Source organism: Enterococcus sp. AZ140 (assembly GCF_051714405.1).
Classification (GTDB): domain Bacteria; phylum Bacillota; class Bacilli; order Lactobacillales; family Enterococcaceae; genus Enterococcus_B; species Enterococcus_B pernyi.
Genome location: NZ_JBIORU010000001.1, coordinates 497,009 through 521,486, shown reverse-complemented (window position 1 = coordinate 521,486; position 24,478 = coordinate 497,009). Strand labels below are relative to the sequence as shown.

General features: G+C 39.5%; 14 protein-coding genes, 1 tRNA gene and 3 rRNA genes. 5 read left to right on the top strand and 13 right to left on the bottom strand.

Annotation, left to right across the window (positions count from 1 at the left end; all coding sequences use genetic code 11):
• Positions 1-186: 186 nt before the first annotated feature.
• The 5 genes from trhA to IGJ39_RS02455 all read right to left on the bottom strand — a co-directional run bounded on the left by trhA (position 187) and on the right by IGJ39_RS02455 (position 8,465).
• On the bottom strand, positions 187-828 hold the full coding sequence (gene trhA / locus IGJ39_RS02475; RefSeq protein ID WP_010736330.1) for a PAQR family membrane homeostasis protein TrhA: 642 nt from the start codon (positions 826-828) through the stop codon (positions 187-189).
• A gap of 91 nt (positions 829-919) precedes the next feature.
• Positions 920-1,765 (bottom strand): class C sortase, encoded by an 846-nt coding sequence (locus tag IGJ39_RS02470; RefSeq protein ID WP_065096265.1) that lies wholly within the window; start codon positions 1,763-1,765, stop codon positions 920-922.
• Positions 1,766-1,804: 39 nt separating this feature from the next.
• Positions 1,805-3,673, bottom strand: coding sequence for a SpaH/EbpB family LPXTG-anchored major pilin (locus IGJ39_RS02465; RefSeq protein WP_108145929.1), 1,869 nt, complete (start codon positions 3,671-3,673; stop codon positions 1,805-1,807).
• The gene (locus IGJ39_RS02460) at positions 3,670-5,022 is read right to left on the bottom strand and encodes an isopeptide-forming domain-containing fimbrial protein (protein ID WP_023519095.1); all 1,353 of its coding nucleotides are present in this window, start codon (positions 5,020-5,022) and stop codon (positions 3,670-3,672) included. The genes IGJ39_RS02465 and IGJ39_RS02460 overlap by 4 nt, the downstream gene beginning before the upstream one ends.
• Positions 5,019-8,465, bottom strand: a complete 3,447-nt coding sequence (locus IGJ39_RS02455) for a vWA domain-containing protein (protein WP_065096266.1) — start codon at positions 8,463-8,465, stop codon at positions 5,019-5,021. Before IGJ39_RS02455 ends, IGJ39_RS02460 begins: the two co-directional genes overlap by 4 nt.
• Before the next feature lie 354 nt (positions 8,466-8,819).
• Here IGJ39_RS02455 and IGJ39_RS02450 point away from each other — a divergent pair, with 354 nt between their 5' ends.
• Positions 8,820-10,313, top strand: a complete 1,494-nt coding sequence (locus tag IGJ39_RS02450) for a helix-turn-helix domain-containing protein (RefSeq protein ID WP_195475878.1) — start codon at positions 8,820-8,822, stop codon at positions 10,311-10,313.
• 56 nt (positions 10,314-10,369) lie between these two features.
• Here IGJ39_RS02450 and efp read toward each other — a convergent pair whose 3' ends face one another.
• Positions 10,370-10,930, bottom strand: coding sequence for an elongation factor P (gene efp / locus IGJ39_RS02445; RefSeq protein WP_010736336.1), 561 nt, complete (start codon positions 10,928-10,930; stop codon positions 10,370-10,372).
• Between the two features lie 376 nt (positions 10,931-11,306).
• On the opposite strand from efp, the gene IGJ39_RS02440 reads away from it, so the two are divergent.
• From IGJ39_RS02440 to IGJ39_RS02425, 4 genes are all read left to right on the top strand, one after another.
• Entirely contained in the window at positions 11,307-12,224 is a 918-nt protein-coding gene (locus IGJ39_RS02440) for a PLP-dependent cysteine synthase family protein (RefSeq protein WP_195475880.1), read from the top strand.
• A gap of 48 nt (positions 12,225-12,272) precedes the next feature.
• Positions 12,273-13,421, top strand: a complete 1,149-nt coding sequence (locus IGJ39_RS02435; RefSeq protein WP_023519092.1) for a cystathionine gamma-synthase — start codon at positions 12,273-12,275, stop codon at positions 13,419-13,421.
• A gap of 152 nt (positions 13,422-13,573) precedes the next feature.
• Positions 13,574-14,032 (top strand): S-ribosylhomocysteine lyase, encoded by a 459-nt coding sequence (locus IGJ39_RS02430; RefSeq protein ID WP_010736339.1) that lies wholly within the window; start codon positions 13,574-13,576, stop codon positions 14,030-14,032.
• Between the two features lie 297 nt (positions 14,033-14,329).
• Entirely contained in the window at positions 14,330-14,800 is a 471-nt protein-coding gene (locus IGJ39_RS02425) for a glutathione peroxidase (RefSeq protein WP_195475882.1), read from the top strand.
• A gap of 224 nt (positions 14,801-15,024) precedes the next feature.
• Here IGJ39_RS02425 and rrf read toward each other — a convergent pair.
• From rrf to IGJ39_RS02390, 7 genes are all read right to left on the bottom strand, one after another.
• Positions 15,025-15,140: ribosomal RNA gene (rrf, locus tag IGJ39_RS02420) — 5S ribosomal RNA — on the bottom strand.
• Between the two features lie 90 nt (positions 15,141-15,230).
• Positions 15,231-18,145: ribosomal RNA gene (locus IGJ39_RS02415) — 23S ribosomal RNA — on the bottom strand.
• A gap of 295 nt (positions 18,146-18,440) precedes the next feature.
• Positions 18,441-18,513 (bottom strand) — tRNA-Ala (locus tag IGJ39_RS02410).
• A gap of 77 nt (positions 18,514-18,590) precedes the next feature.
• Positions 18,591-20,151 (bottom strand): 16S ribosomal RNA (locus IGJ39_RS02405).
• The 16S, 23S and 5S rRNA genes sit together here with 1 tRNA gene alongside, the layout of an rRNA operon.
• Positions 20,152-20,944: 793 nt before the next feature.
• A complete protein-coding gene (locus IGJ39_RS02400) occupies positions 20,945-21,301 on the bottom strand; it encodes an ArsC/Spx/MgsR family protein (protein WP_019724105.1) in 357 nt (118 codons plus the stop codon).
• 17 nt (positions 21,302-21,318) lie between these two features.
• Entirely contained in the window at positions 21,319-21,726 is a 408-nt protein-coding gene (spx, locus tag IGJ39_RS02395; RefSeq protein ID WP_019724106.1) for a transcriptional regulator Spx, read from the bottom strand.
• A 248-nt stretch (positions 21,727-21,974) separates the two neighbouring features.
• A complete protein-coding gene (locus tag IGJ39_RS02390; RefSeq protein ID WP_195476161.1) occupies positions 21,975-24,179 on the bottom strand; it encodes an ATP-dependent helicase in 2,205 nt (734 codons plus the stop codon).
• Between the last annotated feature and the right edge of the window lie 299 nt (positions 24,180-24,478).

Genomic DNA, 24,478 nt, shown 5'->3' with positions numbered 1-24,478 from the left:
ACAAAATTGTTTGAATTGTCTAGTTTAAATCGCTATTTTCAGCAAAAATGTTTAATTTTTCAATTTTATTGTATACAGAAAACAAAAAATAAAAAACCACTATTTATTTTCACATAATTCTCTTAGAAATAGACAAAAAAACTGACCAATAAATTGGTCAGTTTTTTGAATCATATTTTCCTTAAATCAATTACTTACATAGATTGCTAAAAACATCAACGCTGCACCTAACATGACAAATAGATGCCAAATCACATGGGTGAATCGTCTGCTTTTCATGCTATAAAATAGTGATCCCACAGAATAGGCGATTCCTCCGCCAACTAGCAGTAGCAAGCCAGTCAAATCGATATTCTGATAGAGCTTAGGTAGCACAACGATGATTGCCCACCCCATCACATTGTAAATGATCGTTGAAACTTTTGATACCTTGTTTGTCTTTGTTAAAGTCAAACATTTATAGATGATGCCAATCACTGCTGTCGCCCAAATAACACTTAGCAAAACTAGTCCTGTCGTTCCTTGCACGACTAGCAGACAAAATGGCGTGTAGGTTCCAGCAATCAAAAGGTAGATCGAACAATGATCAAATACCTGAAATACTTTTTTTGCTTTCGTAAAAATCAAACTATGAAATAACGTAGAAGAAAAGAATAGCAGAAAAAGAGAACTACCATAAATCGCAAAAGCGACATAATCTAAGGTTGTATGGGCGCGATCCATCAGCAAATTGAAGCAAAGCAGACTTAACAAAGCTGCAATCCCATGGGTCACCGCATTTAATACTTCATTGACGATTTGGTACTTTCGGCTAAATTCTATCTCCATCTTGATCCACTCCATTTCGTTTGTTCAATTTCATTATACATGAAAGATGTTCTGTTTACAAAAACTTTATCATCTAGTTTCCGAAACTATATTATTTTTTAATAACTTTTGTAAAATATTTTATCATCATGATAAGAAATAGCAACAAAAACACACTGATCAAGCCATTTACGAGTAAAAATGCAGTACGCTTCGCCCGTTTCACTTTTTCTAACGATTCTTTTATTTCTTCTGGTTCAACAGCGACCCTGTGTCCGCGTACTAATAAACGGTGACTGTTGACCATATACGGAGTACAAGTAACCAGTGTGACTAAATCTTGATTTTCTTGGATTTGTAGCGCTTCTGTTTCTGTCGGTGCTACGGTTTTAATCTGATCGACTTGATACGCAAGATACTGTCCATTGATTTCAATATAAAAGTGATCTTCTATTTTTAATTGAGGTAAATCTGTAAACAATTTTGCTTGCGGCAAGCCTCGGTGGCTGGAAAGTACCGCATGTGTCGATTTGCCTCCGATCGGGTATGAGGTGCCCTCGAGCAGACAAGCGCCTTTTTCCAATAGTTTCGTCGTTGTTTGATCAAAAATCGGTAAGCTGACATTGATTTTGGGGATCGTCAAAACACCAACGGTATGTGATTCGATATACGATTTCTGAGATTTTTGATCATTTTTTTTTTTCTTGGAAAATGGGTCTGCTTCTGGCATCGCTACGTTTGATGCCAGTTGTTCATTTTTTTTGATCATCCGCTTTTGTAATTCAGCAAGTTCTGTCGCATGTTCAGACTTTGCCTTTTTTTGATAATTTTTGATGATCTGCTGGTCGAGATAATTATTCAACGTATCACTGACAAAAGGATACGCCAAGCTGAGGACACCGATAAAAAATACCGAGAACATGATTAGATCTAACAGACGCCATTTTTTTTGTTTCATTTTATTCTCCTCAGCGAGTCACTTGTTCTTCATTTGATACTATTTAACTTTTGGTCGTTTTAGCCAGTATGCACCCACGATTGTCAGTAAAACCACACCTAAGAAAATGTACAATGAAATGCCTTTGCCACCAGTTGCTGGTAATGTCCCTTTGTGTTTGTTTGGTACTTTCTCTGGTGCAACCAATTCACCTGCAACAGCATAAGATTGCTGATCGACCTTAAACGCAATTCGTTCAGTTAGTTTCACATAATTGTTTGGTGCTTTTGTTTCTTCTAAATAATACGTACCATAAGACAAGCCTGTGATATCCACTAATCCATCACTTGTTGTCGTGAAAATCGTTGCTTCTTCCTGTGAAGTCGTCCACGCTACTGCTTTTGTTACTGGATCAATGATCAAATATTTCGCTGTTGCTTCATCTTGATCACGTACCACAAACGAAGCGTCTGCTAATGGTTTGATATCAGCTACTGCTCCATCTACTTTAATGAATCGTTTCCCACCTGTCAGTACTTCCACAGTTGGTGGTGTTTGATCTGTCATATGTCCAGTATCAACATTTGCTTCGTTGTTATAGCCTTGGGTTGGTTCTGCTAACTGATTCAAATGCATGTAATAAACAAAACGCAACGTACCACCTGGAGTCAATGAAGGAATATAAGTTGGTTCAATCGTTACTGTGAAGCCGTTTGTTTGTTCAGTTACGTGGTAATTTGTTGAATCAATGATCGTTTCACCATCGTAAAGTGCATAACCTGTTTCTCCCGTTGATTGGTTCATGAATGTTAAAGCTGGATCATGTGTATCAATCAATTTGAAGGTGGTATATTTATTGTTTGATCCTTCTTTATCCGCGATCCCAAGAGGAATATTGACGCTGATCTCATAATTGATCGGTTCTCCGATTGCTACGTCTTGCCCATCTAATTGCGGCGTTTCTTTTTCTACTTTCGTCGTATCATTTTTCACTATAAGTTCAACTGGCGTTTGGCTACCAACAACAATTGTGAATGGTGTCTTCGTTTGCTCAGTGATCATCGCTGCATTTTCAGGTGCTTTTACTTCTTCTAACACATATTCGCCAACTTCTAATCCAGTAATGAGCATTTGACCTTTCTCTGCTTCATTTTCAGCAACGTCCTCTTCACCGATTTCATAGCTTTTGCCAGTCACAAAGTGTTTTGCTTTAGATTTATCAGTTGTCCATGTATACATTCCTTGTGCTACACCTTGCAAATATTTGGCAACACCTGCATCTTCTTTCACAATGACAAATTCCGCACCGTTTAGTGCTTCACCTTCTGCTGAACCTACTTTTTTGACCTTCAGCGTTCCTTCATTTTCCACGACATTTTTAGGATATAAATGAACTACGTCTAGTTCTTCTGTCCCATATTGATATGAACCGTCGGATTGTTTGATCAGTTCATATACTGGAAATGCCACAACCATATTTGCAGCAGCTGTTACTCCTGATTTTGCTTCTTCTTCAATCACATAAACTGCATCTTTTCCAGCTTGTTTTTTTGGCAATGCTAAAGAAAGATCCCCCTGAGCGTCTGTGGTACCAGAAAGAAGAGCTGTGCCAGAAGTCTGTGATTGGACGATCGCTTTTGCTTCTTCAATCGTCGCGCCATTTTTTCTTGCTTCAGCAAATGATTCGGTGACATCATACACATGGAACGTCACATCTGCCAACCCTTGATAGTTGTTGAATTCAGTCATTTCTTTCCCTGTATTTTGGATCTCTTGTTGTGGGAAATCTAACATTTTCTTTTTGTGGATCACCAATTGTGCATCCATTCCTTCAGCAAACACTTGTGGATTAGGAAGTAATGCCACCAGTGTAAGTAGTGATGAAATAAGACATAGTAATACTTTTTTGAAATTTTTTCTATTCTTCATTCTTCTTTACTCCTGTTCTTTTGATAAATAATGAAACTACCTATGATCGATATGCCACCAATCATACCAACACTTATTTTTTCGTCAGTTGTTTTTGGAAAAAGAAAACTCGTTTCTTGTTTCTGATTAGTGATTTTCAAAGGTTCACTAGGTTGTCCATTGATGGCATATGACATACTTTTTACGACAAACGAGACAGCATAAGGATTTCTTTTATACCCTTTTGGTGCTTTGATTTCTTCAAGTAAATATTCTCCGTCTGCTAAGCCATTGATGGAAAATAAGCCATTTCGATCAGAAGTCAGCGTTATTGCATCTCTTGCTCGTTTTTTCCAGCAATATTTTCCATCTTTCAAATGCAGGTATTCTTCCTGTTGGTTTTTGATCATAAACATTGCATCTTCTAGCACCTGTTGTTCCTTATCTTTTGTAACTTTTTGAAACCACTTCCCTCCTGTTCGAATACGTGTACTTCGTGACAATGATGCTGTTCCGATATCTAATGTCGCTTGATTGATGATCGATTGATCAGCGATTGCATCTTGTCGTAAACGCATCTGATAGTTGATCCTCACTGTTTTACCTGCCAGATCTTGCAAGTCTTGACCGTTAAACGCAATACTGAATCCTTGACTATGGCTATGAAACGTCAGATTTTCCAAGCGTTTTTCTTCACTATGGACTTTGAGCGATTCAGTTAGCAACTCCAACTCTTTCGTCGCACTGTCAGTGACTACACATGTTTCTTCAGTTGCTATTCCATTTGGAAACTGGATATCCAATTGATAGTAGATCTTTTCACCAATCGAATAAGTGTTTTTTTCCTCTACAAGCTTTTTTTCAAAGACGATCGCAGATGGCTCTTGGTTCATTTTAGGATAGAGATGGATTGCCTTTTGTGGGTGATCATATGAATCATAAAGAGGCAAAACCACGACTACATTTTGTGATCCTACAAACGCATCTGCTATGTGAGTGGTTTCGTTCACTAAATAAACGTTACCTATTTGATTCGTTGACTCACGTAGATCAAAGATTGCTACATCTTCTCCATCATTGTTCGACTTCACCAGTTTTTCCATTAGAAAAGAACCTGCTGAAGTACCTTGTCGCGCAATGATTTGTTGTGTTTCTTCGACAGTAAATCCTTTTTTACGTAATTGATAAAATGATTTTGTCACATCGTAAACCGCAAAACTCGCTTTATGAGATTCCGTTTGTTTATCTGATGAGGGTTGCGTAGTATGGACAATCAACTGGACCATCTCTTGTGTTTGGGCGATACACGTTTTGGCACCACCAACTAACAGAAAAGGCAACAACAGCAAGAACCAATAATACTTGGTCAACTTGAAATGCCTCCTCGTCTCATCCCCCTTAAATAAACGACAAATGAAACAATCGCAAGGATACCTAATAATAGGAAGCCAAGTCGGCCAGATCCTCCGGTTTCAGGCAGTGGGATCAATGCCTGATTGGTGATGACCAAATGGATTTGGTTGTTCGTATGATCAGTTTGTAACTGGATTTCTGATGGTTCACCATCTACAGTTACTTTTCCATCCGTTTGGATAACGATCTGTACGGGTTGCTCTAACCCCAGATAACCTTCTGGTGTTTTGATTTCCTCCAACGTGTACTCACCCGGTTTTAGGTTCTCAAAAACAAATGTATCAGTTGCTTTATCGTCGTTTGGTAATTCAACCTGTCCATCTGAACCGGATAGTCGGAAGACTGCCCCTTTTAACACCTGTCCTGTATCCGTTTGCTTTAGGACTGTTAAATCAAAAGGTTTGATTTGATTCATATGCGTCAATGTCCAAACGGTATCTTCCTCTACATTTTCTCCGTCATAGAGAATCGTACCGTAAGGGTCAACTTTAAATTCATAGTTTCCTGGAATCGTATCGTAACCAAGCGGTCCTGCTGTTTCTACTAAGCGATATTCACCCGCTTTTTGTATCACGAATTCTGCCAATCCTGATGACGCGGTAACTTCCTCTTTCAGTGTATGATAGGTTCCTGTTTCTCCTTTTATTTGTAAAGCAAAAGTTGCTCCTGCCAGATTGATTTTTTGTTTGTCCTTTTCGGTATATTTTCTTATGGCTATCGGAAGGTCTGCAAATGGATTCTCAATCGTCAATTGGATCACTTGATCAGTGACTGTAGCTTGTTGTTTGTCCACTGTTACTTCCCCATTGTCAGAAATAGCAATTTCCCACGCCTGCTTTTCCGATTTTTCATGTCCAGCAGGTGCACTGATTTCTGTCAATGTATAAGATTTTCCTTTTTCAAGGCGTGTGCCTTCTGGCAATGAATAGGTACCATCCTCATGGTCGATCAGCTGAATCTCCTGACCTTCAATCGTTAGTTGAAACACTGCTCCTTTTAGGAGATGGTCAGCTGACGAAGTTTTCTTGGTTATTTTTAAATCTAAAGGAACAAATTGTTTTTTATTTTTCCAAGTCGTTGCGTTGACTTTTTCTGATTGATATCCTGGTACATCTAACTCATTCACCGCTTCATAGTGAAATTCTTGCCCTTGATTGTTGTGTTTTGGCAAGCTGAGGGTTTCACGAGACGCTTCACTGGACGCTAGAAGTTTGGTGATATTGGTTCGCTCCCAAACATTGGTGTTCTCCTCTTCCGGTTTACTTAATTGTACATAGCCACTTTCCCAACTAGATGTTTCGGTGATTCCTGTTCGCTTGATTTCGTAAATCACTTTCTCTGGTCGAGTCGTCGTATCTTGATCAAATTCTTCCCATTCTTTGAAAAAATCAAGAGATACACCTGGTGCTTTGGCTGACGGCACACCGAATTTAGCAAGAACATCTGGGTTGCTCGTTGGTTGGAAGATTGTTTGCCCATTCATTTGATACCAAGTATCAGTCTCGAACATTTTGCTTTCTGTTTGGAGTCTCACTTGATAATGTAGTTGGATTTCTTGCCCTTTTTCTAAATAGATTTTATCGACGTTGATCGTTTGCCCATCAATAGAGAGAAGTGGCTCAATCGATAGAGGGGTTGTCCCTACACTTGTAACAGAAGCGCTGTCTGGTTGATAAACAAATGGATCAATGATTGGATCAGTGATTTTTCCATCAACGACTGTTCCAGAAAGCTGCACAGCTTTTTTGGCTAGATAATCAGCAATATCTGTAGACTCATTGGCAGATTCATAATATGCCGTGCCGTCTTCGCCAGTGGAAACCATCTTACGCATTCGACGTTCTACTTCCTCTTTCGTGATGCCTTCAGTTTCATCTCCTTGCAACTGTATACCCAAGCCATGGATCTCGATTCCTCGTTGTTTCAATGCCATTGCTTCACCAATCGTTGCTGTAAACGTTGAATTGATCCAACGCCATTGTGAATATTGGTCTCTAACAGGTACAAGATAAGGCGGGGAAATTTTTGAAGTATATTCGGGATGATCGACTTGATTGCTAAAAGTCGCGCCATAATAACTAACGTCCTCTTCAGTCACCACACTTGATACGTGATAGGAGCATGTCGGAACACCATCAGTCAAAAGAACGATCACCTTTTTGTGACCATTTTGTTCAGACAACATCTCGCCTGCCTGACGTAAACCATTTTGAGTAAACGTACCACCACTTGTTGAATCAGGTGTGGCTGCTTGGATTTCTTCCTTTACAGAATCAAATCCTGCAATCGGTATCGTTCGATTGTCGTAGCCTTCACTAGAAAAACCAACATAACCTAAATTGATTTTTTCCGTTACACCACTTTCTGATAAGGTATCGACAAATCGATCAATCCCATTCTTCACTTCAATAATACGATTGTCCTCATTCATACTGCCAGACCAGTCAACAACCAGAACGACATCTAAAGGAGGGATATTTTTTTGGGTATTTCCTCGAACATTCAGATACAAGTCAAACAATCCAGGAGTCGCTGTCTCTTTGGCAAATTTACGGATTGCGTAATCGGCTTCTTCTTTTTCCCCACCATATTCAATATAAGAATTGTTTTGATTGGTTGGGTCACCATCCCAATTCGTCAATCCATCCCATTGTGATTGACCATGACGATTCCCTTGATGATTTCGTACATTCTCGTCATTTTCCGGTTGCCACATCGCTTGCGGATAGGTTCCTTGCTCATCTGTGGTATATTCCGGTTCAATCGTCGCTAACCCTTTCGGTTTCAACTGTTCATTGAATAATTTTGGTTGTTCAAACGGACGATATTCGTTTTTAGCTATCGATGAATCATCCGACACCTCACTGTTTTCAGAAGAAGTCGTGGTTTCAGACGTTGGTTCACTCGTTTGTGCAGTTTCCTGATTCTCGTTATCTATAGAAAATGAAAAGGAAGCTGGGTCAGATAAAAGTAACTGACCCGTTTTTTCTTCTATCTGAATATTGAGTTGAAATTCTTTGCTCGTACTCGGCAATTCAATGGTCAATTCTTTTTCTTCAATGGCTTGAGAAAAATCACCTGCTAGCCATTTTCGTTGTTGCTCATCTGTGTATTCTTGATATTCCTGAGAAACATAAGAGGAAAGCAGATTCGTTTCAGGTGCATCTTTTGGATGTAACTGGAATAAAAATCTGTTTTCTTGTGTTTGCTCATTTAATCGATACACGACCGTTAGCTGACGATCTATTTTCCTAATACTTACTTTGCCATATTCATTATTTAAGACTTCAATGGTTGCCTCTTCATTAGCTGCCACAGTCTTTCCTTTTTGGAAATAGAAATAGGTGACGAAAAATAGAGAAAATAGACAGAAAACGATGAAATAATTTCGCTTCTTCATTTATGGATACCTCCTTAGAAAAACTTTAAAATTCAATTAGATAATATAAAAAAAAGAAAAAATTCACTAATCTTTCTAGTTCTCTTCTCTTTTGTCTCTAACTATTAAATTACAGTTATTTTAAGGAGCTTTAAATTTGATATAGTAAAACGAATACATTGAATGATTAGTTATTTAAAACCGATTTATTATTCTTTTCTCTCACAAAATATACTCATTGAGCAATAATTTTGAGACAAATTTTAAAAAAATATTTCTAAATCCGGTAGAGTTTTTTTAGAAAATTGAGACAAGTATTTACAAGGAAAAATAAATACGGTATTAATAATAAAAATATAAAAAGAAGGTGAAGAATTGATTGAAAAAATTTTATTAGATGACCATGCAAGAATGAAATTAAATGTGTATGGAAAGATAATGACCTTATGGCCGGGGGAATATAGTTTAGATCATGTACGAGAAAACTTAGATTTCTATTTCAGTCCGACCCGTTTCAAAAAAATCCTATGTGCTATACAAGATGATTTAGAACAATTTACTGATATTAAACTGTTACATACTAAAAACAAGTTATCCATTCCTGAACAACTTGTTCAATATACCCAATACCAACATTTCCTATCAACAGAAAGTGTTCCTTATAAATTATTGATCAGTCTTCTGACTGAACAAGATGAAGATCTTGCAGCTTTTTGCAATCGCCATTTTATCAGCCGCTCAACATGTTTTCGACAAACAAAAAAATTGGCTGAATATCTGAAGGAATACAATATCAACTTGAATTTGTCGAATCTTATCTTATCTGGTTCTGAAACGCTGATTCGTATCATCTTTTTCAATTTCTTTTGGTTTGTTTCATTAGGGGAAAGTCTCGATAGCATTCCTTACAGCCAAGAAGTTCGCGCATTGATTTATAAGCACGAAGGTCCACAGCTCAAAAATAAGTTCGACTTAGGAAAAAAACAAGCTAGTCTCCATTGTCTGATTTGTTTGCTGAGGATCGAAAATAATCATTTTACGGATATCTATCGATTATCGAGAGATTCCTTTATTCCCAGTGAAACAAACATTGACTTTTTTTACGACTTCTTCAAAATTGCGGATCTTCGTTTAGATATCTTAGAAGTAAACTCTTTGTTTTATTTGTTCTATTATTGGCCGTTCCTTACTTCTGATCAAGATATCCGTGTGCCGATCGTTCACCATTCCTATCAACAACCGAGCAATGAGATCAAAACTATTTTAGAGGAATTTCAGGAGCATTGTCAGACATTTATCGGTACATTCCATTTTAAAAAAGAGCCCGCTTTACTTTTGAATCTCTATCTATCCATCGGTAACTTTAGCATGTTCAAACAAAAAATCCCTTTGACCACACTATTTATCTCTTCTTATATTCAAGATAAATATCCACTTTTACGTATCTTGACAATCAAAATCGAAGGATTTTGGAAAAAGGTCGCACAACGAAAAAACTACACATGGCTGAAATCATGCGTAAGTGAATTAGCCTTTCTACAAGCCTGTTTACTTTATCCGTATTATTCAGAAATCGATGAAAACTATAAATTGAAAGTTGGGTTTGTCAACGTCTCTGAGCATCTGATCTCCGCAGAAATCTTGAATTTAGGCAAGAAGATCCCCTTTGTAGATATCGAGCGACTCACGCTTCCCATCACTGAAGAATATGACTTTTTCATCTTTGGTTCCCCCCTGCTGATTCCTAATGGTCTTGATTCTTCTAAGTATACAGTCCTTGATTTTTGTCATTATAGAGACTTTGAGACAAATCTGTATCAACGACTGTTAGAAGTCCATCATTTAAAACTACAAACATTGTTTGCTTAATAATATAAAAAAAAGCTTTTAAGCATCTTGCTTAAAAGCTTTTTTACTACACTCGGTTATTTTGCACGTTTTACGTATGAACCTTCTGCTGTATTGATTTCTAGTAATTCATCTGCTTCAATGAAATCAGGTACGTTGACTACTAAGCCTGTTTCCATTGTTGCAGGTTTACCAGAACCAGTCACTGTCGCACCTTTGATCGATGGTTGTGTTTCAACGACACGTAAGACAACTGTTGTTGGTAATTGGACACCAATCACTTCGCTACCGAAGAATTGGATTTTAACTTCCATGTTTTCTAAGATAAATTTCATTTCTTCAGCTACAGTTTCTACAGGGATCTCATATTGTTCGTATGTTTCTAGATCCATAAAGAATGCTGTATCATCCATTGTGTATAAGTATTGAACTGGTTTTGTATCGATGTGTGCTTTTTCAAATTTTTCGTCTGGTCTTAGTGTCGTATCATAAGTAGCACCAGTACGAACATCTTTTAGCTTCATACGCATCACAGTATTTCCTTTACCAGGTTTGTGATGGCTTGCATCAATTACTTTGATCAATTTTCCGTCTTGGACAAATGTCATTCCGGCTTTTAAATCGCTTGCTGAGATCATTATTTTTTGCTCCTTTTTTTCTTAATCATAATCACCCTTATTGTATCAGACAAACGTCTATAAAACTAGGAAATTATTGCTTTTCAAATGATAGTCTTTGACTTTCTTATTTTTTCATGCTATTTTTAATTAAATCATTATTGGAGGGATAAACATGGCAATCAATTACTTAAAACAATTGAAGTGTTGTTGTTGTATGGTGTATAAAAACAGCATACTGTTTGCCATGTCTATTAATTGCCCTTCATAGTTGAATGAAAGATCTCTTTCTGTAGTGAAAGTGTTTTCTTTCTTAGTCTTTTCAATTTATGATCTTACGAGGAGCTGATTAAATAGTCAGCTCCTTTTTATTTTACTTTTTTGGAGGTTTGGATTCGTGATCATTTCATCAATTACTGAAGCAATCGGGCATACACCCGTCTATAAATTTACTGCGCAAGATTTTCCTATGCCAAAAGATTCCGTGATCTATGCAAAACTGGAATACTTGAATCCAGGAGGTAGTATCAAAGACCGTTTAGGTTTGTATTTATTGACTTCCGGTCTTGAGAGCGGAAAAATCGATCAAGAAACAACGATCATTGAGCCAACTGCTGGTAACACAGGGATTGGTTTAGGTCTGGCAGCTTTGAAATTCAATTTAAAAACAATTTTTGTCGTACCAGAAAAATTTAGTATAGAAAAACAAAAAATCATGCAGGCACTAGGCGCAAAAATCGTACACACTCCTACAGAAGAAGGAATCGTTGGTGCGATCGAAAAAAGTAAACAATTAGCTTCTGAAATCCCAAATAGTTATGTTCCCTTGCAGTTTGAAAACCCAGACAATCCAGCCACTTATTACCAAACATTGGGGCCTGAATTATTTCAAGAATTGGAAGGGTCAATCAATAGTTTTGTTGCCGGTATTGGAAGTGGTGGTACGTTTGCTGGAACCGCAAAATTTCTAAAAGATCGTTTACCTGAACTTCGCTTGATTGGTGTTGAGCCAGAAGGATCGATTTTGAATGGTGGTCCTTCACATGGGCACGAAATTGAAGGCATCGGCGTTGAATTTGTCCCCCCTTTTCTTAGTGAGTTGACAATTGATCAATTTGAAACGATTTCTGATGCTGAAGGATTTGCTTACACACGTCAACTAGCAAAAGAACACGGATTATTAGTAGGCAGCTCGAGCGGAGCCGCTTTTGCCGCAGCCATAAAAGAAGCACAACGTCTACCGAACGGACAATCTATCCTGACCATATTTCCAGACACGTCCGATCGTTACTTATCAAAAAATATTTATCTGTAAGAAACAAACGACACAATAAACTCAATGAAGAAATTGGAGGAAATAATTATGCATATTCAAACAAAATTGATCCATGGTGGTATTAGTGAAGATCCGACAACCGGTGCAGTTAGCGTACCGATCTATCAAACATCGACTTACCGCCAAAATGCAGTTGGACAACCGAAAGAATACGAATATTCACGTTCAGGTAATCCAACACGTTTTGCTTTAGAAGAATTGATCGCAGACTTAGAAGGTGGCGTTCGTGGCTTTGCCTTTGCCTCAGGTCTAGCAGGAATCCATGCAGTCTTTTCCTTATTTCAATCTGGAGATCACATTCTCTTAGGCGATGATGTCTATGGTGGAACTTTCCGTTTATTTGATAATGTTCTTACAAAAAATGGGTTAGAGTATACAATCGTTGATACAAGTAATCTTGCACAGATTGAAGAAGCAATTCAAGACAATACAAAAGCTTTGTACCTAGAAACACCAAGTAATCCTCTACTTAAAATCACCGATTTGAAAGCAGGGGCTGCTATTGCAAAAAATCATGACCTGTTAACAATCGTGGATAACACATTTGCTACACCATACTTTCAAAAACCTTTAGAATTAGGCGCTGATATTGTTTTACACAGTGGCACAAAATATCTAGGCGGGCATAGTGATGTCGTTGCTGGATTAGTTACGACAAACAACCAAGAGTTGGCGGAACAAATTGGTTACTATCAAAATGCCATCGGTAGCGTATTAGGTCCACAAGATAGTTGGTTGATGCAACGCGGGATCAAAACTCTTAGTGTGCGTATGGAAGAACATCAAAAAAATGCCTATGCTGTAGCAGAATTATTAGCGAACCATCCTGAAGTTGAAGCAGTCTATTACCCTGGTCTAACAACTCATAATAATCATGAAATTGCGAAACAACAGATGTCCGGCTATAGCGGAATGGTTTCCTTTACCTTGAAAAACGACGCAGATGCCATTCCTTTTGTAGAAGCTTTGCAACTATTTATCCTCGCTGAAAGCTTAGGTGGTGTCGAAAGTTTAGTGGAAATTCCTTCTGTGATGACTCATGCCTCTGTACCTAAAGAAAAACGCGAAAAAGCTGGAATCAAAGACGGATTGATTCGTTTATCCGTAGGAATCGAGTACGCCCAAGATCTTTTAGATGATTTGAACCAAGCCTTTACTCAATTGAAAAATCACTGATCCATTTTATCTTTAAAGAATTGAAAAAAAATCAATCAGTTTTCTACACCTGACCTGCAATAAGTGTTAGAATTTAGATAAATCGACCCAATCTTTTTAGAGGATTTTCATTTCCCTAAAAAGAATCATCAGATAGTTAGGAGTAATTCAATATGAAAATGAATGTCGAAAGTTTTAATTTAGATCACCGTAAAGTAAAAGCCCCTTATGTTCGTGTAGCTGATCGCAAAAAAGGCGAGCATGGCGATTTGATCATCAAATATGATGTCCGTTTCAAACAGCCAAACAAAGAACACATGGATATGGCAGGTTTGCATTCTTTAGAACATTTAACTGCCGAAAACATCCGTAATCATGCAGATTATATTGTAGACTGGTCACCAATGGGATGCCAAACAGGCTTCTATCTTACTGTCATCAATCATGAAAATTATGACGATATTTTAGATGTTTTAGAAAAAACGATGGAAGATGTGCTACAAGCAACAGAAGTTCCAGCAAGTAACGAAATCCAATGTGGCTGGGCTGCAAACCATACGTTAGAAGGCGCACAAGCTTTAGCGCGTGAATTTTTAGCAAAACGAGATGAATGGTCAGACGTCGGAGTATAAACAGACCATACATTTATTTAATCATAATAGAGATTGAGGAAAGTGACCTCCATCTCATAGTCATAAGCCGTAAAAGACAAAAGAACATACCAAATCTTTGTCTTTTACGGCTTGTTTTGGTAAGTTATGAGAAAGACAATTTGGCGTGAACTTTAAGAGAAAACTCAAATAATATCTCTTAGTCTTCCATGTTGGCTAATGATCGAAGGCATTGACTTTCGCTCATTATGTTTTCAGTTTAGGAGACTACGTCAGCAAACCCTTTATTATACATCAACAAATAGGAGGAAAAAACGAATGGATATCTATGATTTTAACGTCACATTAGAAAATGGGACAACTTACTCATTGGACAAATACAAGGGCCACCCTATGATCATCGTTAATACTGCAACAAAATGTGGTTTGGCGCCACAATTTGAACAGTTGGAAGAGCTTTACCAGATGTATCAGGAAAAAGGGTTAGTAGTATTAGGTTTCCCATCGAATCAATTCAAGCAAGAAGTAGCTTCTGCAAATGATGCTGCGGAAGCCTGCCGAACAACGTATGGTGTTACATTTCCCATGCATCAACTAACGGTGATCAATGGCGGGGATGCTGATCCTCTATTTGATTATTTAAAAGAACAAGCACCAGGTACTTTGACACCTGCAATCAAATGGAATTTTACAAAATTCCTTATTGATAAAGACGGTCAAGTAATTGAACGTTTTGCGCCAAAAACTTCACCATTAAAAATGAAAGAAGCAATCGAAGCCATTCTTTAGTCAAGATGCAATAATTGGACAATCAACATTTTAGATTATTGGTCAAATGAAACTCATTTCTATTTAGAGAAAAAGCTTAGATCGACTTAAATAAAGTACATGACCTTGAAAAAAATTTTTTTCAAGACCATGTATTTTTTTGGCTAGAATATTGACAATACTTTTTGCTATTTCCAAAAAGTAAACAAAAAAACAGCTGAACTTTCGTTCAACTGTTTTCGTTTGCGTGGCGGCGTCCTACTCTCACAAGGGGCAACCCCTCACTACAATCGGCGCTAAGAAGCTTAACTTCTGTGTTCGGCATGGTTACAGGTGTATCCTTCTCGCCATCGCCACCACACTTGGTGTTATCTATATTGAGTAAATCTTGTTCACTCAAAACTGGATTTGAAGTATCAGTAAGAAACTCTCCGAGTTTTTTCATTTTATTTTGGTTAAGTCCTCGATCGATTAGTATCAGTCCGCTCCATACATCACTGTACTTCCACTCCTGACCTATCTACCTGATCATCTCTCAGGGATCTTACTTTCTTAAAGAAATGGGAAATCTCATCTTGAGGTGGGCTTCACACTTAGATGCTTTCAGCGTTTATCCCTTCCCTACATAGCTACCCAGCAATGCCCTTGGCAGAACAACTGGTACACCAGCGGTAAGTCCATCCCGGTCCTCTCGTACTAAGGACAGCTCCTCTCAAATTTCCAACGCCCGCGACGGATAGGGACCGAACTGTCTCACGACGTTCTGAACCCAGCTCGCGTGCCGCTTTAATGGGCGAACAGCCCAACCCTTGGGACCGACTACAGCCCCAGGATGCGACGAGCCGACATCGAGGTGCCAAACCTCCCCGTCGATGTGGACTCTTGGGGGAGATAAGCCTGTTATCCCCAGGGTAGCTTTTATCCGTTGAGCGATGGCCCTTCCATGCGGAACCACCGGATCACTAAGCCCGACTTTCGTCCCTGCTCGACTTGTAGGTCTCGCAGTCAAGCTCCCTTCTGCCTTTACACTCTTCGAATGATTTCCAACCATTCTGAGGGAACCTTTGGGCGCCTCCGTTACTCTTTAGGAGGCGACCGCCCCAGTCAAACTGCCCATCTGACACTGTCTCCCACCACGATAAGTGGTGCGGGTTAGAGTGGCCATAACGCAGGGGTAGTATCCCACCAGCGCCTCCATCGAAACTAGCGTTCCGATTTCTACGGCTCCTACCTATCCTGTACATGCGGTACAGACACTCAATATCAAACTACAGTAAAGCTCCATGGGGTCTTTCCGTCCTGTCGCGGGTAACCTGCATCTTCACAGGTACTAAAATTTCACCGAGTCTCTCGTTGAGACAGTGCCCAAATCGTTACGCCTTTCGTGCGGGTCGGAACTTACCCGACAAGGAATTTCGCTACCTTAGGACCGTTATAGTTACGGCCGCCGTTTACTGGGGCTTCAATTCGTACCTTCGCTTACGCTAAGCACTCCTCTTAACCTTCCAGCACCGGGCAGGCGTCAGCCCCTATACTTCATCTTACGATTTTGCAGAGACCTGTGTTTTTGATAAACAGTCGCTTGGGCCTATTCACTGCGGCTGATCTGACGATCAGCACCCCTTCTCCCGAAGTTACGGGGTCATTTTGCCGAGTTCCTTAACGAGAGTTCTCTCGCTCACCTTAGGATTCTCTCCTCGACTACCTGTGTCGGTTTGCGGTACGGGTCGTTGTTTTCTCACTAGAAGCTTTTCTCGGCAGTGTGACGTCAGGAACTTCGGTACTATTATTTCCCTCCCCATCACAGCTTGTCCTTAAAGTTAGAAGCATTTGACTCCTATCAAGACTTACTGCTTGGACAGACATTTCCGATCGTCTGCATTCCTTAGCCTCCTGCGTCCCTCCATTGCTCAAACAAAAACAACGAGTACAGGAATATCAACCTGTTGTCCATCGCCTACGCCTGTCGGCCTCGGCTTAGGTCCCGACTAACCCTGGGCGGACGAGCCTTCCCCAGGAAACCTTAGTCATTCGGTGGACAGGATTCTCACCTGTCTTTCGCTACTCATACCGGCATTCTCACTTCTAAGCGCTCCAGCAGTCCTCACGATCTACCTTCAACGCCCTTAGAACGCTCTCCTACCAATACACCTAAAGGTGTACTCCACAGCTTCGGTAATATGTTTAGCCCCGGTACATTTTCGGCGCAGGGTCACTCGACTAGTGAGCTATTACGCACTCTTTAAATGGTGGCTGCTTCTAAGCCAACATCCTAGTTGTCTGTGCAACCCCACATCCTTTTCCACTTAACATATATTTTGGGACCTTAGCTGGTGGTCTGGGCTGTTTCCCTTTCGACTATGGATCTTATCACTCACAGTCTGACTCCCGGATATGAATGAATGGCATTCGGAGTTTATCTGAATTCGGTAACCCGAGATGGGCCCCTAGTCCAAACAGTGCTCTACCTCCATCATTCTCAATTCCGAGGCTAGCCCTAAAGCTATTTCGGAGAGAACCAGCTATCTCCAAGTTCGTTTGGAATTTCTCCGCTACCCACACCTCATCCCCGCACTTTTCAACGTACGTGGGTTCGGTCCTCCAGTGCGTTTTACCGCACCTTCAACCTGGACATGGGTAGATCACATGGTTTCGGGTCTACGACTACATACTCAAACGCCCTATTCAGACTCGCTTTCGCTGCGGCTCCGTCTCTTCAACTTAACCTCGCATGCAATCGTAACTCGCCGGTTCATTCTACAAAAGGCACGCCATCACCCATTAACGGGCTTTGACTTGTTGTAGGCACACGGTTTCAGGTTCTATTTCACTCCCCTTCCGGGGTGCTTTTCACCTTTCCCTCACGGTACTGGTTCACTATCGGTCACTAGGGAGTATTTAGCCTTGGGAGATGGTCCTCCCGGATTCCGACGGAATTCCTCGTGTTCCGCCGTACTCAGGATCCTCCTAGGTGCCTTCCAAATTTCATCTACGGGGTTTTCACCCTCTCTGACTGACTTTTCCAAGTCATTCGACTATCTGAAAGAACTACCATATCGGAGTCCTACAACCCCAATGAGCAAGCTCATTGGTTTGGGCTTTTCCCGTTTCGCTCGCCGCTACTCAGGGAATCGAATTTTCTTTCTCTTCCTGCAGGTACTTAGATGTTTCAGTTCTCTGCGTCTACCTCGTATACGCTATGTATTCACGTATACGTAACATCCTATAAAAGATGCTGGGTTCCCCCATTCGGAAATCTCTGGATCATAGCTTACGTACAGCTCCCCAAAGCATATCGGTGTTAGTCCCGTCCTTCATCGGCTCCTAGTGCCAAGGCATCCACCGTGCGCCCTTATTCACTTAACCTTATCAACCTTGCGGTTGGGTTTTGATCTTTCTTCTAGCGATAGAAGTCCAATCAAGAAAAATAAGCAATTGAACTTATTAAAAAACTCTATCCAGCACACAAATCAGCCTTTTCGACAAAAAGATCGTCCAATCCGTGAAAGCAAGCTTTCACTTCTGGCCGCCTATTTTGCTTAAGGCTAAACGATTTGTTTAGCTTTCAAATTCAACGCGGTGTTCTCGGTTTGTATTACTTACATTTTTACTTCAATATCCAGTTTTCAATGAACAAGTATATAACAACATACGTTGTTAATGGAGCCTAGCGGGATCGAACCGCTGACCTCCTGCGTGCAAAGCAGGCGCTCTCCCAGCTGAGCTAAGGCCCCGGGTTAAATTTTGAGTAGACCTCTCAAAACTGAACAAAGTATCGACAAACGTGTGTAGTCTCCGTAATATTCCTTAGAAAGGAGGTGATCCAGCCGCACCTTCCGATACGGCTACCTTGTTACGACTTCACCCCAATCATCTATCCCACCTTAGGCGGCTGGCTCCAAAAAGGTTACCTCACCGACTTCGGGTGTTACAAACTCTCGTGGTGTGACGGGCGGTGTGTACAAGGCCCGGGAACGTATTCACCGCGGCGTGCTGATCCGCGATTACTAGCGATTCCGGCTTCATGTAGGCGAGTTGCAGCCTACAATCCGAACTGAGAGAAGTTTTAAGAGATTAGCTTAGCCTCGCGACTTCGCGACTCGTTGTACTTCCCATTGTAGCACGTGTGTAGCCCAGGTCATAAGGGGCATGATGATTTGACGTCATCCCCACCTTCCTCCGGTTTGTCACCGGCAGTCTTGCTAGAGTGCCCAACTAAATGATGGCAACTAACAATAAGGGTTGCGCTCGTTGCGGGACTTAACCCAACATCTCACGACACGAGCTGACGACAACCATGCACCACCTGTCACTTTGCCCCCGAAGGGGAAGCTCTATCTCTAGAGTGGTCAAAGGATGTCAAGACCTGGTAAGGTTCTTCGCGTTGCTTCGAATTAAACCACATGCTCCACCGCTTGTGCGGGCCCCCGTCAATTCCTTTGAGTTTCAACCTTGCGGTCGTACTCCCCAGGCGGAGTGCTTAATGCGTTAGCTGCAGCACTGAAGGGCGGAAACCCTCCAACACTTAGCACTCATCGTTTACGGCGTGGACTACCAGGGTATCTAATCCTGTTTGCTCCCCACGCTTTCGAGCCTCAGCGTCAGTTACAGACCAGAGAGCCGCCTTCGCCACTGGTGTTCCTCCATATATCTACGCATTTCACCGCTACACATGGAATTCCACTCTCCTCTTCTGCACTCAAGTCTCCCAGTTTCCAATGACCCTCCCCGGTTGAGCCGGGGGCTTTCACATCAGACTTAAGAAACCGCCTGCGCTCGCTTTACGCCCAATAAATCCGGACAACGCTTGCCACCTACGTATTACCGCGGCTGCTGGCACGTAGTTAGCCGTGGCTTTCTGGTTAGATACCGTCAAGGGGTGAACAGTTACTCTCACCCTTGTTCTTCTCTAACAACAGAGTTTTACGATCCGAAAACCTTCTTCACTCACGCGGCGTTGCTCGGTCAGACTTTCGTCCATTGCCGAAGATTCCCTACTGCTGCCTCCCGTAGGAGTTTGGGCCGTGTCTCAGTCCCAATGTGGCCGATCACCCTCTCAGGTCGGCTATGCATCGTGGCCTTGGTGAGCCGTTACCTCACCAACTAGCTAATGCACCGCGGGTCCATCCATCAGCGGCACCGTAAAGCGCCTTTCAAAACGAAACCATGCGGTTTCGATTGTTATACGGTATTAGCACCTGTTTCCAAGTGTTATCCCCTTCTGATGGGCAGGTTACCCACGTGTTACTCACCCGTTCGCCACTCCTCTTTTTCCGGTGGAGCAAGCTCCGGTGGAAAAAGAAGCGTTCGACTTGCATGTATTAGGCACGCCGCCAGCGTTCGTCCTGAGCCAGGATCAAACTCTCATAAATAAAAGTTAGAACAATCTTGCGATTGTTAAGCTCAATTTGTTTGCTAGCATATTGCTTGCTTGTTAAAAATGTTTGTTGTCTTGAATTGAATCAAGACGCCCTACACATTTGGTTTGTCTTACTTTGTTCAGTTTTCAAAGGTCTACGTGATAATTGAAACACAACTGCCTCAACTTATCGTTTGTGGTTGCCGTAGCAACTTTTATATCTTAGCAAACTCTCGGATGATTGTCAACTATTTTTCAAAAGTTTTTTGAACTCGTTTTTCACGAGGTCGTTTTAGCAACTCACTTATAATAACTTGTTGTTTGTTATTTGTCAACAACTTTTTTCATCTCTTCTTTTGGAGAGACAACATTCCTTGATGAATTTCTCAAACAACACTAGTTATATTAACATGTGTTTTTCTATTCGTCAAGCATTATTTAAAGTTTTATTTACACTATTAAAATCAGTAATAAACAAAAAACAACAAAAAAAAATATACCATTTATTCTATTTAGTTGTCAATCACTATTTCTGATAAATCTATCTGGTATACTTTCAATTCTGATCCTCTTTATAGTAGAAATACGAAAAAGTCGAAATGTTTTATTTTGGAATATACGATTTGCCTCTTACACTTTTTGCTAGTTATCACTAGTTTCTTTACGAAAAATATGCAACGCGCCTTTGGTAATAAGCCAAAAAACCAGAGAACAGGCAAGTGAGATTTTGATTCTTTGGCTTGTTACTAAGGAAAAACCGATGATCCCAATTGTCTTTTTCAGTATGTAACACAATTGGATACAGTCTATTCATGTAAAATCAATTGCTCCATCAATCGTTGATCGTAGCCAACAAACAGCGCATCATCGATGATGATCAAAGGACGTCTTAAAAGATGACGTTGCGTTTTGCACAAAAATAGAAGTTGATCTTCCTGTTTTTTTGGAAGTCCAGCTTTAATTTTTTTGAATTCAAATGACCATGTAGTAAATAATTGTTCAATATCTGCATTTTCAAAACTACATAACTCTTTGACTTCTTTATTACTTAAAGCTCTACTTTCTAGATCAACAAATTGATAAGATAAGTTCTTTTTCTCTAACCATTGGATGGCTTTAACCGTTATGGTGCAATTCGTTGAACTATAGATTTTGATATTCACAACGTCTCCTCCTATTCTTACGAATACAAGACACTATGTTTCATATAAATCAAGTTTCTTGCGACACCTCGTATTTCTCTAGGAATAAATGCTCGTATTTCATCTTCATTGAATCCAATCAATACTCTTTTTTCATCAAGTAGAATCGGACGTCTAAGTAAAGATGGGTATTCTTTGAACAAGCGGATCATTTCTTTTAAGGATAAATCATTAAAATCGATCCCTAATTTCTCATAAACTTTTGAACGAGTAGAAATAATATCTTCGACTCCACCTTCTGTTGCGGCCAATATTTGTCGTATCTCATTTTCTGATAGAGGTTCTGCAAAGATATTCTTTTCTTCAAAATCAAGATGATTCGTTTGTAACCATGCTTTGGCCTTTCTGCAAGATGTACAGCTAGGCGAAGTGTATAGTTTTATCATTTTCTCACTCCTTTTTAATTGTAATCCCATTCTAAACGTAATATCAAAATAATGCCAGTCATACGCTATCCCCAAAATAAATAAAATTTGTTTTTGTTCAGAAAATTGTTATTTAAACAATCACATAAAGGTTATATTCTTTTTATAAACAACGGTTATTTAAAATTTACATAAATAATTACAGTTATTTATTTTTTTGAATAAAAAAGCAAAGCAAGTGTATTTTTACTCGCTTTGCTTTTCGTCATTTATTTGATTTTTTTAACTTTACAACCTGTTTCTTTAATAAAACGTGAAGGTTTTAATTTTCTTTTCCCTTTAAACTCAGGTACACATAAATAAAGACGATTCCTTGCCCTAGTCATTGCAACATAAAAAAGACGCCTCTCTTCCTCAATCGTCGTTAATGGTTCGATTTTCAACTCACTTTTCAGTCTTTTGTCTTTTGCTACCGCGCCATTGTAAGGAATCATCCCTTCATTACAACCGATTAAAAAGACGTTACGATAACTTAAACCTTTGCTTTTATGAATACTCTGGATACATAAGGCATCTAGTTTCCCCTTACGATAAGCAATCAACCTTGTTTTTAGTTCTGCTGCAATTCCTTGGATCTCAAGATACAATTTTTTCAATTGTGGGATCGTTGGATATTGTCTGACAGTCTCCAGCAACCATTCTTTGTCACCTTGCTCGATTTCTTTATTCGGTCTTGGCAAGCGACAATAGGCCTCAATCAGTGAAACACATGACCGCTTCGTTGGTTGATCAAATGTTTCCAGCGCGCTTACAAATGTCTTTAGTTCTTTTTCTCTAGCTTCTAAATTAGGCCGCCGTTTTAAAATATAAGCGACAATATCTTGGTCACTGTTTTTATTAGAGAAAAATTGGTCACATTCATTTGTTTTCAGATAACAATTAATCATCAACTGTCGTAACAACTGTTGGTGTGCTTGCACTTTTATCGGTGTTGCCGCATCATACCAACCGATAAACTTTTGATAAAATTGATAAAAAAGCTTAATTCCATAGATTCCCGCATATTGGGTATCTGCTTCTAGTACAAATGGAATATCTGTTTGGATCAAACGTTGCACCAATGCTTGTGTTTGTGATAATGAGCGATATAAAATAATAGATTCTTTGTATTTTCCTTTGTCTTCTATAAAAGCATATACTTGCTGAATCAACCAGTCACTTTCCTCTTGTACCGTTTTAAATGATAATGCCTGTAATACGCCTGGTTCCTTTTGTGCTGGTACCATCGCTTTAGGTATGCGATCCTTTTTATTGTACGTGATCAATCGATTAGCTCCTTGAACGATCGACGCTCGCGAACGATAATTGGTCAATAGAAAGAGTGTTTTTGTTGGATATTCTTTTTCAAACTGTTTGATATAATCAGGTTCTGATCCTCTAAAGCCATAGATACTTTGATCATCATCTCCAACGATGATCAACTTGATTGGCGAGTCTTTCGTAATCAACTGAACGATTGCCCATTGCAAAGGATTCGTGTCTTGAAACTCGTCGATAAACAAGTAATCGTATTTTTGACCTACATATCTTCTGACATTTACATGAGAGAGGGCATTTTTCAAATTTTGTAGAACATCATTGAATTCAAAAAGTCGTTGCTTTTGTTTTTCTTCATATAGTTCAGTCATTAATTGATCCATACGCTCAGAGATAGGTTGACGTGGGTCTTTTTCAATGGAATCAAATCTCTTTTTGATCAATTGGATGATCTCCTGTTGGGAGAGATTCATGTTTTGCCAATAATCCAATCTGTTAGCAATCGTTTTCTCACCATACTGATCGAAAGAATATAGTTGATATTTTTTTATTAGTTTCTGCAGTAAAAGATTTACTTTATATGGTGTGTCTTTAGAAAACTCACCTTGAATCCCTTCGGCAGAAAGATCCGGAAACTGCCGTTTGATATCACTGTACAGACGATAAAAAATACTATGAAAAGTTCCGATCGTTACATTCGTTTTTCTTTGACTAAAATTATCCACCCGTTTTTTCAATTCATTGGCAGCATTTCGAGTAAAGGTAATCATTAAGATCCTTTGCTCTTCTACTTGTTCTTCATTCATCAGATATACAGCTTTTGCACATATCGTTTGTGTTTTTCCACTTCCTGCACCTGCAATGATTCGTAAGTGTTTGCTCATATCATAAGTGATTGCTGCTTTTTGTTCATTATTGAATCGATTATAAGAACGCTTCTCAATATGTTCAAAAAATGATTCATTTGGCTGTTCTTCCTCATGTTGTTCTTCTACCAACCCTGGTGCTTCCCCATATGCAGCTTCATAACTAGCAATTATTTCTTCTTGCATTCGAAAAATTTGTTGGAGCTTTTTATATTTTCTTTCCCAATGGCTGATTTCTCTTTGCAATCGAAGAATTTCTTTCTCATTTTCTTGATTGATCATCTTCCCCATCTTTCTTTTATTTATTTTCTACTCCATTTATTTTCTTTATACTACCAGACCTTTACAAAAAATAAAATGGGGCTTCACCCTTTTACGATCGTGGTCTTAGGAAGAAACAAAAGAAACTCTACTATCAACTGATGTATTTGATGAGTTCCTAAAACTACATGAGAACCCCAAAAAAGCAAAACCCACTTTTCCTTTACCTTTCAAAGTAAAAATAACCAGTCAAATCCAAAAATGATTTTCCATCATTCAAGATTTGACTGGCTATTTATCAGAATACTATTTTTCATTCATGAACAGTT